Origin of the sequence: Halomonas sp. MES3-P3E, assembly GCF_002836035.1 — a bacterium.
GTDB lineage: Bacteria > Pseudomonadota > Gammaproteobacteria > Pseudomonadales > Halomonadaceae > Vreelandella > Vreelandella arctica.
Window position 1 is genome coordinate 1 of sequence record NZ_PJBT01000009.1, and the last position, 18,784, is coordinate 18,784.

General features: G+C 52.1%; 16 protein-coding genes. 10 read left to right on the forward strand and 6 right to left on the reverse strand.

All coding sequences use genetic code 11. From position 1 onward, the window contains the following. Nucleotides 1-1,267: cytochrome-c peroxidase (locus CXF87_RS02880; protein WP_232774559.1), on the forward strand; the 1,267-nt coding region annotated here is incomplete at its 5' end. A gap of 54 nt (nt 1,268-1,321) precedes the next feature. Here the strand turns inward: CXF87_RS02880 and CXF87_RS02885 are convergent. The 6 genes from CXF87_RS02885 to CXF87_RS02910 form a co-directional block, all read right to left on the reverse strand. After that, complete coding sequence (locus CXF87_RS02885; protein WP_101145401.1) at nt 1,322-2,314, reverse strand: adenosine deaminase; 993 nt, start codon at nt 2,312-2,314, stop codon at nt 1,322-1,324. Nucleotides 2,315-2,343: 29 nt separating this feature from the next. Then, a complete protein-coding gene (gene cydC, locus CXF87_RS02890; RefSeq protein ID WP_008956269.1) occupies nt 2,344-4,050 on the reverse strand; it encodes a thiol reductant ABC exporter subunit CydC in 1,707 nt (568 codons plus the stop codon). After that, the gene (gene cydD / locus CXF87_RS02895) at nt 4,047-5,720 is read right to left on the reverse strand and encodes a thiol reductant ABC exporter subunit CydD (RefSeq protein ID WP_008956268.1); all 1,674 of its coding nucleotides are present in this window, start codon (nt 5,718-5,720) and stop codon (nt 4,047-4,049) included. Before cydD ends, cydC begins: the two co-directional genes overlap by 4 nt. 4 nt (nt 5,721-5,724) lie before the next feature. Next, a complete protein-coding gene (gene cydB, locus CXF87_RS02900; protein WP_101145402.1) occupies nt 5,725-6,726 on the reverse strand; it encodes a cytochrome d ubiquinol oxidase subunit II in 1,002 nt (333 codons plus the stop codon). Between the two features lie 2 nt (nt 6,727-6,728). Then, nucleotides 6,729-8,144 (reverse strand): cytochrome ubiquinol oxidase subunit I, encoded by a 1,416-nt coding sequence (locus tag CXF87_RS02905; RefSeq protein ID WP_008956266.1) that lies wholly within the window; start codon nt 8,142-8,144, stop codon nt 6,729-6,731. A 231-nt stretch (nt 8,145-8,375) separates the two neighbouring features. After that, entirely contained in the window at nt 8,376-9,353 is a 978-nt protein-coding gene (locus CXF87_RS02910) for a calcium/sodium antiporter (RefSeq protein ID WP_101145403.1), read from the reverse strand. A 349-nt stretch (nt 9,354-9,702) separates the two neighbouring features. Here CXF87_RS02910 and CXF87_RS02915 point away from each other — a divergent pair, with 349 nt between their 5' ends. From CXF87_RS02915 to CXF87_RS02955, 9 genes are all read left to right on the forward strand, one after another. Continuing rightward, nucleotides 9,703-11,088 (forward strand): paraquat-inducible protein A, encoded by a 1,386-nt coding sequence (locus CXF87_RS02915; RefSeq protein ID WP_101145404.1) that lies wholly within the window; start codon nt 9,703-9,705, stop codon nt 11,086-11,088. Beyond that, complete coding sequence (gene pqiB, locus CXF87_RS02920) at nt 11,081-12,781, forward strand: intermembrane transport protein PqiB (protein WP_101145405.1); 1,701 nt, start codon at nt 11,081-11,083, stop codon at nt 12,779-12,781. The genes CXF87_RS02915 and pqiB overlap by 8 nt, the downstream gene beginning before the upstream one ends. 10 nt (nt 12,782-12,791) lie before the next feature. After that, nucleotides 12,792-13,397, forward strand: a complete 606-nt coding sequence (locus CXF87_RS02925; RefSeq protein WP_232774571.1) for a PqiC family protein — start codon at nt 12,792-12,794, stop codon at nt 13,395-13,397. A 65-nt stretch (nt 13,398-13,462) separates the two neighbouring features. Beyond that, a complete protein-coding gene (locus CXF87_RS02930; protein WP_101145406.1) occupies nt 13,463-13,960 on the forward strand; it encodes a hypothetical protein in 498 nt (165 codons plus the stop codon). A gap of 280 nt (nt 13,961-14,240) precedes the next feature. Further along, nucleotides 14,241-15,497, forward strand: a complete 1,257-nt coding sequence (locus CXF87_RS02935) for a DEAD/DEAH box helicase (protein WP_101145407.1) — start codon at nt 14,241-14,243, stop codon at nt 15,495-15,497. A 107-nt stretch (nt 15,498-15,604) separates the two neighbouring features. Then, the gene (locus CXF87_RS02940; protein ID WP_008956259.1) at nt 15,605-16,108 is read left to right on the forward strand and encodes a hypothetical protein; all 504 of its coding nucleotides are present in this window, start codon (nt 15,605-15,607) and stop codon (nt 16,106-16,108) included. A 25-nt stretch (nt 16,109-16,133) separates the two neighbouring features. Next, nucleotides 16,134-17,342, forward strand: a complete 1,209-nt coding sequence (locus tag CXF87_RS02945; RefSeq protein ID WP_101145430.1) for an MFS transporter — start codon at nt 16,134-16,136, stop codon at nt 17,340-17,342. Between the two features lie 37 nt (nt 17,343-17,379). Next, nucleotides 17,380-18,450, forward strand: a complete 1,071-nt coding sequence (locus CXF87_RS02950) for an asparaginase (protein ID WP_232774573.1) — start codon at nt 17,380-17,382, stop codon at nt 18,448-18,450. Between the two features lie 89 nt (nt 18,451-18,539). Then, entirely contained in the window at nt 18,540-18,779 is a 240-nt protein-coding gene (locus CXF87_RS02955; RefSeq protein WP_101145409.1) for a DUF2789 domain-containing protein, read from the forward strand. Nucleotides 18,780-18,784 lie beyond the last annotated feature (5 nt).

Consider the following 18,784-nt stretch of genomic DNA (forward strand, 5'->3'; position numbering starts at 1 on the left):
ATCAGCAAGCGCCCACATGAATTACCTGATCAAATTGTTAAAGAGCTGGTCATCAAGGCCGTGCCCCGTTGACGTGTGGCGTATACTACCCGAATCTCCGGCAAGGTCAACAGTGAAGTCCATATTTATTAGTAAAATATCACTACCAATCAACGCCCACCCACCAAAAACTGCCCAGACGCAAACATTGACCCAAGACAAAACAACATTTCCTCCCTTACGTAAGCTTAAGAATAAGCGGACTCAAACCGCCGTTCGTAAAAGCAAGGGAGAAATAATGATGACTATAAAAGCTATCGTCATACCTGTTCTGATAGCGGGTGCTATTCTTACAACCAATATGGCAAGCGCAGAGAACGGACTGGAAAACTATCGTAACCGCTTCGAAGCGCTGCCTCACTTACCGCCTATTCCAGCAGATAACTCACTTACAGAAGAGAAGATTGAGCTGGGTAATATGCTTTTTTTTGAACCACGTATATCTTCTAGCGGTGTAATCAGTTGCGCCACTTGCCATAATCCAGCCCTTGGCTGGGCTGACCGCATACCGCGAGCGGTGGGTCATGATGGGCAAATCGGGGAACGTAACACCCCTACCGTGCTAAACAGTGGTTTTTTGGGATCCCAGTTCTGGGATGGCCGAGCTGCTGATTTAGAAGCCCAAGCGTTAGGGCCAATTGAAGCACCAGTAGAAATGGCCATGGATTTAGAAATGGCGCTAGATCGGTTAGTCGGGTTCGAGCTTTATCAGGAAAAATTCAATGAAGCGTATCCTAACCAAGAAGACCCCATCACCGATGACAACCTAGCGCATGCACTGGCCGCGTTCCAACGCACACTCAACACACCCAACTCACCTTTTGATCGTTACCTACACGGCGATCAAGAAGCAATTAGCGAACAAGCCAAAGATGGCATGGTGGCCTTTGTTGATAATGGCTGTATCGCTTGTCATCGTGGTTCAAACTTTACCGACAGCCAATTCCATGCGATTCAAGTGCCGGGGTCAACCGACCTAGGTCGCTATGTTGTCACAGAAGAAGAGAGCGATAAGTACCGTTTCAGAACTCCCACGCTCCGCAATGTGGCGGTGACCTATCCTTATATGAATAACGGCGCCACCGAAACACTAGAAGAAGCTGTCGCCATAATGGGACAGGAAATGCTGGGGCGAGAGTTTGATGATGACACTATTGGTGACATAACTGCTTTTTTGAACACACTCACCGGCGAAATGCCCGAGTTTGAAGTCCCCGCACTGCCTTAAGTCACTTATTTTAACGAAGCAGCCGCCTGACCAGTATTGCCAGGCGGCAATATTTTATATCGCAACCAAACGGGCCAGCAGCTCTTCGCGACGCTCTTGAGTAGTAAAGGCTTCTTCAATAGCATTACGCGTTAACTGACGAAACACTGCCTCGTCCCAGCCAAATGCTTCAGCGCAAGCGATGTGATTAGTCAGCATGCCGCCACCAAAGTAGGCGGGATCGTCAGAGCTAATCGTCACTTTGAGCCCTTCAGCCAACAGCTTAGGAAGCGGATGATCGCGAAGATCCTCTACCACCTTTAAGCTCACGTTAGAAAGTGGGCAGACCGTTAGTACAATTTGCTCGCTGCGCAAACGCTCCACTACCTCAGCACTTTCTAAACAGCGCACGCCATGATCAATACGTTGAACATCAAGTAGATCCAGGGCTTCTTGAATATATTCTGCAGGGCCTTCCTCTCCTGCATGGGCCACTCGAACAAGACCAAGCTGCTTGGCACGCTCGAACACCTCGACAAACTCAGCAGGCGGATTATTTTGCTCAGCGCTATCTAAACCGACGGCATCCAGCATTTTCCAATAGGGAGCCGCCTGCTCAAGCACATGCAATGCCTCATCTGCAGGACGATCACGTAGAAAAGCCATAATCATGCCGATAGAGAGATCGAGTGTCTCCTCGGCTTCCTGCTTGGCTTTTAATAATCCAGCCATGACTACTTCGAGAGGAACGCCACGCTGCAGATGTGCTTGGGGGTCAAAATGCATGTCGATATGCACTACGCCCTCTCCCCGCGCACGCTTGAAATAGTCCATCGCCAAGTCGTAAAAATCCTCTTCATTACGAAGCACATTCATGCCTTGGAAATAGAGATTCAGGAAACCTTGCAGGTCGCTGAAATGGTAAGCATCTTTGGCTTCTTGCACCGAGGCATAGGGTAAATCAATGTCATTACGCTTCGCCAAGGCAAACATTAATTCTGGTTCCAGAGAGCCTTCGATATGCAAATGCAGCTCTACTTTAGGAAGGTTGCGTAAGAAATCGTGCATGGAGGGCTCCGTGCTGTCGTATTAACTAATTATTCACTCAAGCATTGGCTAAGTTTACCGGCATCTAGATGCCAGTGGTACTCGACGCCAGGCAATAGGTTCAGCGAACTAATTTGATGGACAAAGAAAATAGCCGTGCGATTAACAAGCCATTTATCAAGTGAAGCAGCGACATGCTGTGCCGTTTTGGCATCAACGCCCGCAAATGGCTCATCAAGAATCACTAGTTGCGGGTTGCATAGCATCAGGCGGGCCAATGCCAAACGCCTACCCTGACCACCCGAAAGCTGCTGGCCTTTCTCGCCCACCGCCGTAGCTAAGCCTTTCGGCAGCTGTTCAACCCAGCTATCCAAGGCAACGTCACTCAATACGTCCCAAAGCATGTTATCGCTAGCGGCGGGGCTGGCAATACGCAAGTTCTCGGCTAAAGAAGCATCAAACAGATCCACTTGCTGAGTGAGTATGGCGAAGTGTTTGGCACGGCTCTCCTCCGAGAGTTGCCACGCTGGCACGCCGCCTACCATCACCTCACCCTGCGTGGCTCTTAAACGTCCCACCAACACACTGGCTAAAGACGATTTACCGGCCCCGGAGTTACCGGTAATCACCGCTCGCTTTCCAGCGGGCAGCTGAAAATCAATACGACTTAACGCGGGCTCTAATGTTTGCGCATAATGAAGAGAGAACTGATTCGCCTGAATGCTTAAACCAACATCATTAGGTAGCGTAACCGCGGAGACAGCCGACGGTGGCTCACCGGTGAACTCATTTAACCGGCGCACCGCCGCGTAGCTCGCGCCCAGCTTCACAAAACTAGCGGGCAGCGTCAGGTAGGCTTCGTTCACCCCCAATGCAATCAATACCGCCATGACTACAATAGGCCCCGTCACCAGCTGCTGGCTAAATATCAAGCTGGCCAGCCACAGTACTGCCAACACCATCAAACCACTAACGGCACTCACCAAGCAGTTTAACAACGCTGTCTTGCGACCTAAACGGCGCTGATTACTGAACGCCTGCTTTTCTTGGCTAGCGATAAGCGTCCGGTGCCACTGGGTAGTTTGATAACTCATCAGCTCAGCCGAGGCCTGCACTTGATCAACCACTAGGCGGCGCAAGGACTGCTGATCCACTACCTGCTGATAGCTTTGCGAAAATCCCCAGGTAGCAGCAAAGAGAGTCACCAGCAACCAGAGCAAGCCCAATGTCACCGCCATCAGCAAGGCAACGCTGGGCAACCAAATAGCCACAAAAAGCGACACAGCCACCATGCCAAGCAGCGTCACTAACGGTGGCACTAAAAGGCGCAGGTATAAATTATCCAGGGTATCGATATCCGCCGTTAACCGGCTAAGCCAGTCACTGGCACGCTTACCATGCAAACGAGCATCGTCTAGCCGCGTTAAATAGCCAAACACGCGATAACGCAAGTCAGCAAGCAGCGTTAACACCGTATTATGGTTATAGAGCCGCTCAATATAACGCGCAATAGTACGTGCCAAGGCGAAGAAACGAATGCCGCCACCGGGAACATAAACATCGAGTCGCGCAGGAATACCCAGCGCTAAGGCGATACCGGCCAGGGCACTGGCCGTAATAAACCAGCCCGACAAACCCAGCAGGGCAAGCCCAGCGATAAGAGTGACCCAAACCAGCAAAGCACCCACCAAAAAGCGCTGACGCCGTCGCACTAACAGCTGCAGCCAGGGAAGGAAGTCTCGAAAAATGGAACTCATAGGATTGCCTCTACCAACTCGCCCTTATTAAAAGCAAAGTGGCGCTGGGCAACGGCAATCACCTCTGGATGGTGAGTCGCTATCACCAGAGTGCGTCCCTGCTGGGCAAGCTCAAGCAAAGCCGACATAACGAACTGCTCAGTCTCCTGATCTAAGCTCGCTGTAGGCTCATCCAACAGCACTAGCGGAGCATTGCTGAGATATACGCGCGCAAGAGCAAGGCGCTGGGCCTGCCCACCTGACAACCCGACTCCGCGTTCACCAATTAGCGTATCCAGGCCATCAGGCAGCTGGGTTAAAAGAGACCCAAAACCTGCTCGCTGAAGCGCAGCCACCATTTCTTCACGGGAAGCGCGAGGTGACGCTAAACAAAGATTATCAATCAAGCTGCCATGCAAGAGGCAAGGCTGCTGATCTAACCAAGCGTATTGGCTATTGTCTTGACGGCGATACTCACCTGAACTTGGGGCAATAAAGCCTGCAAGCAACGCCAGCAGGGTCGATTTCCCACTGCCCGAGGCTCCGCTAATCGCCACCACCTCTCCCTGTTTAATCGTAAGATTAATAGGGCCAATGACGTGCCCACGTACGGGATAAGCAACGCTAACGGTCGTTAACTCAATTACCGATGACGCCGATAACGGCGGTATAGAGTCACGCTCACTCACAAAGGAGGGTTGATTGAGTATACTCACCACGCTTTCAGCAGCCCCCAGCGCCGCCGCACGGTCATGGTAATGCTGAGACAGCGTGCGCAAAGGCTGGAAAAACTCAGGAGCCAGCAATAGCACTGCTAAGCCTGAAAAAAGCGTGAGTGACGATGAAGGCCCATACTCGATATAACCCAGCAGTCCGAAGCCCACATACATGGCCACAACGGCAATCGCTACCGAGGAAAAAAACTCAAGTACCGCGGAGGAAAGGAAGGCCAGGCGCAAAGTACGCATACTAAGACGCCGATAACTATCAGTGGCATGCCAGACATCCTGCTGGGCAGCTGACGTCCGCCCAAACAGTTGCAGCGTGGTCATACCGCGCACACGGTCAATAAAGTGGGCTGAAAGACGTGAGACGGCAACGAATTGATCACGATTAAGACGTTCAGCGCCCATACCCACCAGCGCCATAAAAAGGGGTATAAGCGGGGCAGAAAGCAGCAAAAACAGTGCTACCAAATAGTCCAGCCACCCCACCACCGCCACTATTAATAGCGGTAAATAAAGCGTAATTCTCAGTTGCGGATAAAAGCGTGCAAAATAGCCTTCCAACGTATCAATGTGCTCAACCACCTGACTGGCTAGAGAGCCGCTATGTTGGCTGGTCAGCCAAATCGGCCCTAGCGCGGACAATTTATCCAACAGCTGAGCCCTGGCGCGCTGACGGATTCGCAAGCTTGCCTCCAGGCTCAAGGTCTCATGGCCCCACTGAAAGGCTGCACGTAACAGCACGCTACCCACCAGCAGGGCAAATACCGGCAACAGATCAATGGGTAAACGATCATGCACAATCAGTTGATCAATCAGCCACGCCAAGCCAACGACTACCACAACCGTTTGACTGCCGGCCAGCACACCGCAAAGAGCAGAGCCCAGCAGACGTTTGCGCTCTCCCCTCGCCAGCGTTTTCAGCCAGCTGCGCGGCGTAAGGGAGAACGCCTCATCAGTTACCATCCGCTTAGTGGTATCCCTCGCCTACACGCACCTTGCCGCGGAACACCCAATACGTCCAAGAAGTGTACGCAAGGATGATGGGGATAACGAAGAGCATGCCAATCAATAAGAAAAGCTGCGATTCTGGGGCTGAAGCTGCATCCCACAACGTATAGTTCGGGGGCACAATGACCGGCCATTTACTGACAATCAAACCTAAATAGGTAAATAGATAAATACCGATGGTGGCGATAAAAGGAATACCTTCGTCCCGACGCTTAACCGAACGATAAACCATAAACGCCGATAGCAATGCCAGCGCAGGGAATATCCAGATCAATTGCAGATTGCCAAACCAGCGCTCCCACACCATTGGGTTAACGAACGGCGTCCAAATACTGATAATCGCGAAAACCCCTAGCACAAGCGCCAATAGCATAGGGGTAATTTTATAGGCCCAGTCTTGAATATGGCCTTCTGATTTAAGTATCAGCCAAGTAGCTCCAAGTAGCGCGTAGCCTGCCATTAAGCCAAGGCCGGTTAATACAGAAAAAGGCGTCAGCCAATCAAATGCCCCGCCCACATAGGCGAAATCCTCAACCGGGAAACCTTGAATATAAGCACCTACCACGGCACCTTGCGCAAAGGCAGCGATCGCCGACCCCCAGCAAAACGCGCGGTTCCACCAGTGCCGATTACGCCTGGACTTAAAGCGAAGCTCGAAAGCAACACCTCGGAAGATCAACCCAGCCAACATCAAGAAAACACCAATGTATAAAGCTGGCAAAAACACCGAATAAACCAGCGGAAATGCGCCTAACAACCCTGCACCACTTAGCACCAGCCATGTTTCGTTGCCATCCCATATTGGCGCCACCGAATTCATCATCACATCCCGAGCATCTTCATCAGGTGCAAAGGGATAAAGAATCCCCAGACCCAAATCAAATCCATCCATGAGCACGTACATCATAATGCCGAAGCCGATGATAAAGGCCCAGATCAACGTTAAATCAAACATTTCCATGTTTAGCTCCTCACCGGTTCAACGTCGTCATCATAGGGGGTATGGGCAGCCGACATAGGCCGCATCGGTCGCTTGAAGTGATTATCAGTCGTAGAGTCCTGCTCCTCAGGTAACATGCCGTTGCGCACGACCCGAGTGAGGTAATACACACCCGTATAAAACACTACGCCGTAGACTAAGACATAACCAATCAAAGTGAATAACGCCATTGGACCCGTCAATGAAGGCGTCAGCCCTTCTTCATGGGTCATCATGCCGTAAACCAACCACGGAGACCGACCTGATTCAGTGACAATCCAACCCGCCAATACAGCGACAAAAGGCATCGCAATCATGCCAGTGAGTGTCTTTAAAAACAGTGGCTGTTCATAAACACGCCCCTTGCGGCGCAGGATCAGTCCTGCGAACGCTACCGCTATCATCAACAGACCAATCCCCACCATTACACGGAATGCCCAGAACACAATGATGACAGGCGGTTGCTCTTCCGGTGGCGCTTCACTGATGCCAGGAATCTCCCCGTCAGGTGAGTGAGTAAGAATGAGGCTTGCTAGATTAGGAATACCAAACGCAAAGTGATTGGTCTGGGCCTCCTGGTCAGGAATGGCAAAAAGAAGCAATGGCACATTGGTAGAGGTCTCCCAATGACCTTCCATCGCAGCAACCTTGGTCGGCTGGTGCTCCAAGGTATTCAAACCGTGAAAATCGCCAATAACCGCTTGTGTAGGGGCTAAAAAAAGCAACAACCAAAGGCACATCGAAAGTGCACGGCGGTTTGCCTCCGGGTCGCGATCACGTAACAAGAACCATGCGCTAACCCCCGCCACCACAAAGCCGCCTGTTAAGAAAGAGGCAACGGCCATATGCAAGAAACGGTAAGGGAATGACGGGTTAAAGATTGCCTCGCGCCAAGAGGTAACATGGAAGCGAAAGTCAATCAGCTCAACGCCTGCTGGTGTATGCAACCAACTGTTGGCAGATAAAATCCAAAAAGCCGAAATGAACGTCCCAATCGCTACCATAATAGAGGCAAACAGATGCACCCCTTGAGGCACCTTACCTCGACCAAACAAGAGCACGCCTAAGAAAGCGGCTTCCAGAAAGAAAGCTGTCACCACCTCATAGCTCAGCATGGGTCCGAGGAAGTTAGAAGAAGCTAGGGAAAAATTGCTCCAGTTAGTACCAAACTGAAACGACATCACAATCCCGGACACGACTCCCATCCCAAAGACAACGGCGAACACCTTTGTCCAGAAAAGCGAGAGACGATCCCAAGCTGGATTGTTGGTCTTAAAGAATAGGCCATGAAGCAGCGCAATGTAGGACGCCAGTCCAATAGTAAACACGGGGAAGATCGCGTGAAACGACACAACGAATGCAAATTGCAATCGCGATAATACGAGCGGATCAAGTTCCATTTCACTCTCCTAAGGCCTGAATCGATATTCCATCAACGAGTTAACACAAGCTTAGTTGAGCCTTAAGGGCAGCGCACTTTTAGTTATAAGCACTAAGCTTATTTCTTAACTATGTTAATTTTTTAAACATATTATACATTAAGTCACCATCATACATTGACAGCCTAACACCCAAGATGGGTCGCATTGACGCACCAAGCACCATAGCGCTGCGCTATTAGGAACATACGTCTAACGAGACATAATCACGACGCTTACCATATAGCCGGTGTACGCGATAAAAAGCGCCAGCAATATCCCACCTTCCAAGCGATTAATACGCCGCGTGCGGCCACGCCAAGAAAACGCAAATAGAATCATCAGCAGTGTCATACCGGTCATCACGCTCCAGTCGCGCACCAATACTTCCCGACCTGCTTCAATGGGGGCAATGACCCCCGCCAGGCCAACGACCGCCAAGCTATTAAACAGGTTAGAACCGACCACGTTGCCCAACACCATGTCGTGTTCTTTCCGACGCAGAGCGCTGATAGAAGAGGCAAGTTCCGGCAGCGAGGTACCAATAGCGACGACGGTTAGACCAATAATCAAATCACTGACACCGAAGCGAACCGCAATTTCAACCGCCCCCCAAACCAACAGACGTGAACTAGCGATTAAAAACAGCAGCCCTACCAGGGTCCACATAATGGATTTACCCCGGGACATCGGCTTGCTATCCAGGGTCTCAGCTACTTCAGATACGATTGCGTCGTCAGGCTGACTACGTGAGCGAATAATGCTAACAACGATAAAAGCCACTAATGCCAGTAAAAGACAGACGGCTTCCCAGCGTGCTACAAAACCGTCCAGTAGCATTAAACCAGTCGCCAGCATGACCAGCATAAGTATTGGCATTTCTTTACGGATAACGCTGGAATGAACAGCTAATGGCGAAATAAGCGCTATCAGCCCCAGTATCAAGCCGATATTGGCAATATTAGAGCCGTAAGCATTACCTACCGCCAGCCCTGGGTTACCATCTATTGCCGCCAGCACTGATACCATCATTTCAGGGGCCGAGGTACCAAAACCGATGACAAGCATCCCAATCAACAGCGGCGAAAGCCCAAGCCAACGCGATGTTGCTGCAGCGCCATCAATAAATTTTTCGGCACTCCAAACCAATAAGATCAAACCAAACACAACCGCTAATGTGGGAAGCAACATTTCATTTCCTTCATGGCATAATGATCGGCACTAATTTCAATGTTTTGTATCTTAGTGCCACTTCATAGCGAGGGCGCTAAGATGATTTTACTAGCAACGCTAACTATCACGTTGCGACCTCTTGCTGAGGAGCTATCCTGGCAGAGAAGCAAACGGCAGTGCTGTTCATCCGCTGCCACTCGCCATTGCGCCGCAGCATCGTTGTCTAAACTGATGCCATGGTCAAGCGGCTTGTCTATGTTTTTGAACATTATTTCAGCCACATAGGCTTGCTATAATGTTCAATTAACAGCTTAATTCGCCATATCCTAGTAGCTTAGCTAGGGATTCGCACTGAGAGTTTTGGTTTTTGCCCTCACAAAGATTAACCAAGCGCCGCACATTACCGGTCAACACACCGCTCGTTGACCGCTCGCCACCTGAGGTAAGAACTCAGCGACGGCGTTTGCGTGCCTGTCATGAATGTGACTGGGTCTCGGCGCTCCCACCACTCAGCTCTGGTGAAAAAGCCAGCTGCCCGCGCTGCTCTCATGTGTTAGTCACACGCCACCGCTACCCAGCACAGCGGAGTATGGCATTGGCCATCGCATCACTGATCGCGCTGATAGTAGCGGTGTCATTTCCCTTTATTAGCTTTACGGTTAGCGGTGTTAGTAACCGTATTGAGCTGACTCAGACGGCCACCACGTTGATTGGCTTTCATCAGCCTATCGTCGCCATCGCCATCATAATGACGATTGTGGTACTGCCAGCCGTCTACTTATTCGGTGTACTTTGGCTTCAGTTTGGTCTTCTGCGCAATCATCCCATGCCCTATAGCCGGGATATTGCCCGCACATTAGCGCACTTAACGCCCTGGATGATGGCCGATGTATTTATTATTGGCGCTCTAGTAAGCCTGATCAAAATAGCTGGCCTAGCCGATGTTGATCTAGGCATATCCTTTTGGGCATTTTGCGTGTTTGCACTATTACTACTGATGACCACTCAATCTATCGACGCAGATTGGATGTGGTTCTCGCTAGAGGGAGAACCCTTGGCCCCAGACGGCACTCAAACTGGAATTCCTGCCGCTGGCCAAGGGTTAACTGGGTGCCCCACCTGCGGGCTTATTAATCGCCTATCGCCACAAGGACGAGGATATTGCATTCGCTGCCATGAAAAGCTTCACCAGCGGTTACCGAATAGTTTGCAGCGCACATGGGCACTGCTGGGCGCCTCAGCGATTATGTACATTCCTGCTAACGTTTACCCGATTATGACCACCACAAGCCTGGGCAGCTCTTCCCCGTCAACCATCATAGGCGGCGTCGTTCAACTGATACAGATGGGCTCCTGGCCAATTGCAGCCGTCATTTTCATTGCTAGCGTTATCGTACCCGTCGGCAAATTAGTTGCCTTAACCTGGCTTTGCCTAGTCGTTAGACGCAGCAGTGTCTTGAATGCCCAAAGCCGTACTCGGCTTTATCGCTTAACGGAATTTATCGGCCGCTGGTCGATGGTCGATGTGTTTGTGGTCGCTATTTTGGTGGCGCTAATCCGTGCAGGATCATTAATGTCGATTACACCAGGTCCCGCTGCACTCGCCTTCGGCTCTGTGGTTGTGTTAACCATGTTGGCGGCAATGACATTTGACCCACGCTTAATATGGGATAACTCACCTCCCCATAGAAACGCTTTTCGCCACTTTCTTCTTCGCCGTAAAACGGCCACCAAGGAACCTGTTGATGGCTAATGAAACAACTCCGCCTACTTCCAACCAGGCTAATGCTGACTCCACCAGCGAACAGGATTTAAATAAGGCTAAGACATCGCGTCAAACGCGCCTTTCGCCTATTTGGGTAGTGCCTATCGTCGCCATCGCGATTGGCTTATGGCTGGTATATGACAACTATTCCAGTCGCGGCACCCAAGTCACGCTTACCATGGATAATGCAGAGGGCATCGAGGCGGGCAATACACTGATCCGCAGCCGCAACGTTGAGGTTGGCCGTGTTCAGAGTGTGCGTCTATCCGATGATCTCTCTCATGCGGTATTAACCGCCCGCATCCAGCCGGAAGTCGAGGATATGCTGCGCGAAGATAGTCGCTTCTGGGTGGTTAAACCGCGCATTGGACGTGAAGGGATTAGTGGCTTGGGTACCGTACTATCCGGCGCTTACATTCAGCTTGAGCCCGGCACAGAAGAAGCACCAAGACGCGAGTTTCCTGTTAGCGACATCCCTCCCGTCGCCCCGGCCGGGCAGGCAGGCCTGCGCCTAAGCCTAACCAGCCAATTGGGAAACTCTCTTCGCGTTGGCGACCCGGTTTCCTATCAGGGCTACACCGTGGGACGCATTGAAGAAAATAGCTTTGAACCTGATTCACGCACTATGCAGCATCAGGTATTTATTGAAGAGCCGTATACCGACTTAGTGACCGACAGCACACGTTTTTGGACCTCTAGTGGTATCGATTTTCGTTTAGGTGCTGATGGTGTACGCGTTAACGTCGAATCCATTGAAGCATTACTCGGCGGCGGCGTTACGTTTGGCGTACCTGAAGACCTACCCATGGGGCAGCCAGTCGAAGCCAATACCCGCTTCACCCTTTATGCCGATGAAGATGCTGCACGAGAAGGAACCTTTAATCGTTATTTAGAGTATGTACTACTCGTAGATGAAACGGTTCGCGGTCTATCCAAAGGAGCCCCTGTGGAATTTCGCGGGGTGCGAATGGGCACTGTTGCCGCGGTACCCTGGAACTTTACCGCTCCTCAGCCTGACTCGCGCGCGCGCTTTGCAATTCCTGTCTTGATCAGGATTGAGCCGCAACGTCTGGGTATTGAAAATAGCGATATTAATCTAGAAGAGTGGCAAGCTCGTTTTGACCGCATGTTTGGCCTGGGGCTACGCGCGTCACTCAAAAGTGGCAACCTGCTGACAGGCGCACTGTTTGTCGACTTAAACTTCCAGCGTGACCTCGCCGACGAGTATGTCGCCGAACGATTCTCTGAGCGCGACGTATTCCCTACCGTGGCGGGCGGGTTTGCGCAGATTCAAGCACAAGTGACCGATTTGCTTGAGAAATTGAACAGCCTTGAGGTTGAACCGCTACTCGCTGGCTTGGATCGCAACTTGCAGGCCTCCGAGAGCGTACTTAATGAAGTGCGTGAAGTAAGCACTTCCATCAATCAGCTGCTGAACGACCCTGAGACCCAGGCTATTGGTGGCAATCTAAACGGGACTCTTGAGGAACTGCGTAGCACGCTGGAAGGGCTGTCTCCGTCATCGCCCGCTTACCAAGAGCTCACTACAGCAATCGAACGACTGGATCGCTTAATGCGTGATTTGCAGCCACTTACCCGCACGCTTAACGACAACCCTAGGGCTCTGCTGTTTGACAACCTGGATGCCCAGGACCCCATCCCGCGCGCGCCACGTGATTAAGGAGGCCTCCATGCTGATAGGAACAAGTATGACGAAATGGATCAAGTGTTTACTGCTAGTAATGGTCTGCGCACTGGTATCGGCTTGTGCCAGCAGTGTCGCCCCTCCTGCGCGCTATATGCTGCCGACCGACCAAATAAGCAGCACCACAAACCAGCCCGAGGGTACGCTCGTCCTGAGCGCGCCTCGGCTGGCCCACTACCTAGATGTAGACGGCATAGTGATGCAACTGGACGACATTACGCTGAACGCTGCACGTGAACATCAGTGGGCGGAAGGATTGAATAGGCAGTTAGAGCGCCGCATGCGCGCCAATTTATCGCAAGCAATGCCCACACTCAGGGTAATGCGCGCAGAGGGCGAGCCCGCTGACGCATTGACCCTGCGCCTTACTGTTGATCAATTCCAAGGCCGTTATGATGGTGTCGCCGTTGCAAGTGGCCAATGGCAATTAGTCAACGGTGCTGGCGAACTGTTGGTAATGGAGAATTTCTACTCGGAGACACCGCTTGAAAAAGATGGCTACCCAGCGCTTGTGCGCGCGCTGAGCGAAAGCTGGGATCAAGCCGCCGAGCTTATCGCCAATGAAATACGCCAAGGCCATTATTTTAATTAATGTAAGGCTTACTAACCGTGGTTTGCTGAACTACGCTAAATATCAGCCTTATCAGGGATGTTCTTATGATAGATGAAACGAACAACACTGCTGAATTGCCCGCTGAACAACTGCGCGAGGCGGTCAATGCGTTAATGCAGACAGTGACATCCCTGCTGGAGGGAGAGGCACCACTCGCAACCCTTGAAACAGCCCTGCATAGTCACGACGCCCTACTCGATCAGTTAGCCATTCACTCGCTCGACGCGTCAACACTAGCCGCGCTTGAGCGTATTGAGCAATTTATTACTCTGCACGCGGGGAATTACTATCAAACCGCCAGTGCCGAGCTCGATAACAAACAAAAAAATCGGTTTATTTCTCTCTTTGCACGCCGACTACTCGCCCTTGATGGGCTGGGGCCGGCAACGGCACAACAGCTATTTCAGCTAGGCGTACACACACCCGAGCAATTTTTTGCGTTAACACCTGGCGAGCTTGCCCAGCTGCAATTACCGCCCGCGACATTAGCTCGTTTAATCCCTCTTCATGCCCAGCATTCACCACTGACACGAGACAGCTAAACAGGCTGGCATCGTATATTCGTGGTACACTGCTCGGCTAATTACTGATACGTAAGTTTTCTGGTGTGCCCGTGCACATCAGTCTCAGCATTTCTTAGCGCTGTAATCTTCACGTCTCCTTTCACGGTCATCCACGGCTAACTAACGACCATCGCGGCATGCTGAGATATCTGGCACACTTCGCTGCCGCGAAGGTCAATCAACCTCGCTTTTTGAACATTACATCTAGTGACAACAACCACTTACCGGTATTAACTCACTAGGTGATTGCGGAGAACGCATGAGCTTTTCTGAACTTGGCCTGCACGCCGATTTATTACGCGCTGTCACAGCGCAAGGTTACACCGTCCCTACCCCGATACAGCGACAAGCTATCCCTGTCGTGCTAGAAGGTCGCGACATGTTAGCCAGCGCCCAAACCGGCACAGGCAAAACCGCCGGTTTCACACTGCCCATGTTGCAACGCTTAAACACAGGCAAGCGACCGGGCAAACGTCAGGTTCGCGCCTTGGTATTAACCCCAACCCGTGAACTCGCCGCCCAAGTAGGCGAAAGCGTCACCACCTATGGCCAACATTTAGCATTACGCTCGCACATTATCTTTGGCGGTGTCGGTCAACAGCCTCAAATCGATGCGCTTAAAGCTGGGTTAGATGTACTTGTCGCCACACCAGGGCGCCTTCTTGATCTTCACCAGCAGGGCCATGTAGATCTTTCGTCCGTTGAGATCTTAGTCCTGGATGAAGCTGACCGTATGCTTGATATGGGCTTCATCCACGACATCAAACGACTCCTGCGCCTAGTCCCTAAAAAGCGTCAAAACCTGTTGTTCTCGGCAACGTTCTCGAATGAGATTCAAACCCTGGCTCAACAGTTGCTGGACAACCCAGCGATGATTGAAGTAGCGCCGCGCAATACCACCGCGGAGAAAATTGAACAGGCCATTTACCGCGTAGATCGCGAGAAAAAACGCGAGCTGCTGGCCCACTTAATTCAGCAAAATGGCTGGTTCCAAGTATTGGTGTTCACGCGAACCAAACATGGTGCCAACCGCTTGGCTGAGCAGCTCTCTAAGCAAGATATTCCTTCGATGGCGATCCACGGCAATAAAAGCCAAGGCGCACGTACTCGCGCGTTAACAGCGTTTAAAAGTGGCGACCTGCAAGTATTAGTGGCTACTGATATCGCCGCCCGAGGCCTCGATATCAACGAGCTGCCCCATGTGGTCAACTTTGATCTACCCAACGTGGCGGAAGATTATGTGCACCGTATTGGGCGTACCGGACGCGCAGGCAGTAATGGCGAAGCCGTCTCGCTGGTATGTGTCGATGAGGACGCGCTGCTGGGAAATATTGAACGGCTGATTAAACAGACGTTGCCCAAGCATATAGAACCCGGCTTTGAGCCTGACCCAAGTATAAAACCTGAGCCCATCGAGAATGGTCGCCGCAATCAACGCCAGCCTCGCGCCAAACGCAAACCCGAAGGCCAGAGCGCAAATACTAGTGGCGAACGCAAACGTCGCGCCCGCCGCTAGCCTGATAGGCAGGAATATGCGAAGGTGTCGCCTTTGCATATTCCCCCTCCTATATTGAGCAGCTATTTTAAGCCGTTAGGCATGAACCCCTTATTCATGGAGTGATTATGGCGTCTTCTCAACTTATGGCCGATTACCGCCAATGGCTGACATTTCAACGTCAAGAGCAGCTCAGCCGTGAGCATCAAGGAATTGTGCAGCGTTTAGAGGACGCTCGAGCCTCAGCGAATCAAGTGTCTCAGGCTTACCGCAGCATGGCTGAAAAGGCATCTGTTGAAGGCGCTTGTTACCGCACGATTTTTTTACGCCAACGCGATGATAACCATGCACTGCCCTGCGAAGGGTGGTTGTTTGTGCGCCGCGTACTGAGTGAAGGTAACAGTACCCGTGTGCGTGTCACCCTGCTGGAAACGTTTACCCTGGAAGACGGCATTATGGCCCCAGGCGATAAGCCTGCACGCAAGCTCACGTTAGAAATATTTGACCAGCTGCTAATGGATAAAGGCATGCGCACTAACGTTAGAGTAGATAGCCTGGACTCCTCACAGGATTATCATTTCATCACGCTACTCGATGCTGTTCGCGGAGACTTGCGCCCTCACCTTAAATAAACGTTGGCGTGAAATAAGCATCGATATGGCATCCCGTCGTTCAATTACCTTTATTCTGCTGATGGTCGTGGTAGGGCTAAATTTACGCCCTGCCATGTCCTCAGTTGCCCCTTTGCTGACGCGCTTACAAGAGAGTGCGGGTCTCTCAGCCACTGCCGCGGGACTACTGACCACGCTTCCCGTGCTCTTTTTAGGCCTCTCCGCACCGCTAGCCCCTGCACTTGCCAAACGCATAGGCAGTGAACGCGCACTGAGTGCGGCGCTGATTCTTCTCGCAGCAGGTCTTATTTTGCGTGGCTTACCGCTTCCCGGCGTGTTATTCGTCGGTTCTGCAATGGCGGGGGGCGCAATAGGCATTGGCGGCACCCTACTACCCGCCTTGGTAAAACGCGAACTGCCCCAGAGTGCCGACCTGCTCACCGGCTTATATACCATGGCACTCTGCTTGGGTGGCGCCTTAGGGGCCGGATTTAGCGTACCGCTAACACAGCTGCTCGGCAGTTGGCAGGCAAGCTTAATGAGCTGGGCACTACTGGCACTGTTTGCGCTTGTTTTATGGCACTTTCAAATGCCACGCTCACTGCAATCGAACACGCTCAATCCGCCTAAAAGTGGCCTTTTACGACTGCTTAAGCAGCCGCTTACCTGGCACGTTATGCTGTTTATGGGTATTCAGTCCTCCATGGCTTATATCGTTTTTGGCTGGCTGCCCACCTTATTAGTTGCTCGCGGCTATAACGAGGCCGATGCAGGCTGGACCATGGCGGTTTCGATTATGTGTCAACTAGCCTCCGCGCTAGGCGCACCTTGGCTAGCACGTCTGGGGCGGGACCAACGTCCCGCTTTATTACTGGTGCTATTCAGTACGGCCGCGGGGCTGTGGATGCTGCTTATCGCACCATTAATATGGAAATGGCCCGGCGCGGCCCTCCTTGGCATCGGTCAAGGTGGCAGCTTTAGCTTAGCGCTCAGTTTGTTAGTGTTACGTACAGCCAACTCACGTCTTGCAGGGCAGCTTTCTGGTCTAGTTCAAGGCGGTGGTTATACATTGGCAGCGCTAGGACCTTTCGGCGTCGGGGTGATGCTTCAATCGGGCGCTAACATCTCGCATATCGCCTGGCTGTTAATCGCCCTGCTTACCGTATGCTGTGGCTTTGCATTGCTGGCTGGACGTAATCAGCGTCTAGATGACCAGAGTGGTGGACTTTTGGTAGAGCGCATTACACGCTCATAATGATTTCCCAGTATCGTAACAGGCCCAGGAGATGCCTATGCCCCCCTACTCCCCGCTAGCTAGCAGCAGCGCTTCCCAAGAGCGCATCTTGGTCATTTACACGGGGGGCACGATTGGCATGCAACAGCATGCCAATGGGCTTGCTCCCGGTGGCGACTTTGCCACTCGAATGACCAAGGCCCTTGCTCAGCTTCCGCTTGCTCACCAGCAGTCCCTTCCAGCCTATGACGTCGTTAGCTATTCGACCTTAATTGACTCAAGCGCCGCTACGCCGCTTACTTGGCAGCAGCTTGCACGCGATGTTAGCAGCCAATTAACGGTCTACGCAGGCTTTGTCATCATTCACGGCACCGACACCCTCAGTTGGACTGCTGCTAGCCTTGCCTATCAGCTACAAGGTTTAGATCGCCCGGTGATCGTGACGGGGGCCATGCGCCCGCTGGAAGCTCCCGGCAGTGATGCACTAGATAATCTGCACGGCGCGCTGCAGTTCGCCGCCAAGCCCGAGCTACAAGAAGTAGCTATTTACTTTGCCGGGCAGTTGCTTCGCGGTGTCCGCGCCATAAAACAGCACAGCGAAGCGCTCAATGCCTTTGCAAGCCCCAACTACCCCTTGCTCGGCGAACGGGTGGGCGACGATTTCGTTTATTACCCCAGTCGTGGGCTGGCCCTGCAACAACGGGGAGCACCACGCTTTGAACTGCCCGACTACCGTTTGATTAATCAAGGGGAAGTGGTTCGTATCATGCTCTGGCCTGGCATCACAGCCTGGCAGCTTGAGACGTGGCTAGGTGATTCGCGCGTTAAAGGCGCGTTACTCCAGCTCTGGGGCGCAGGGAACCTGCCCGACGACCCACACTTGCTGGACGTGCTGGCCAGAGCCAGTGGAGAGGGCAAGCTACTGGCCGCCATTAGCCAGTGCCCGCAAGGGAGCATCCAACTGGGCGCTTACGCTGCTGGCCACGGCCTGAGCGATGCAGGCATTCTGGCGGGCGACGACATGACACCGGAAGCAGCATTCACCAAACTGGCTCACTTACTGGCCCAGCCGATCTCATTAGAAGATCAGCGCCAGCGCTTTTTAACACCACTGATCGGCGAACGATAACGTAGCGGAATTTGCGCAGCGCTGGCATACCTTGAGATTCCGTCTATGGTGTAGAAGGGTAACCTAACAGTTTGAAGGAACAATAAATTATGGAAAAGCCAGTACATCATTTCAGTGAACTGTTTGAGCAGCTGGGCCTTGCGTCTGATGCTGATTCCATCGAGCGCTTCATTAAGCGCAATGCCCCGCTCCCCGAGTCAATGCCATTGGCAGAGGCACCCTGCTGGAACGAGGGTCAAGCGGCGTTTCTAAAAGAAGCCGTGGATGAAGATGCCGATTGGGCCGAAGTTGTTGATCATCTGGACGCTTCAATGCATAAGCCTCACTAACCTCG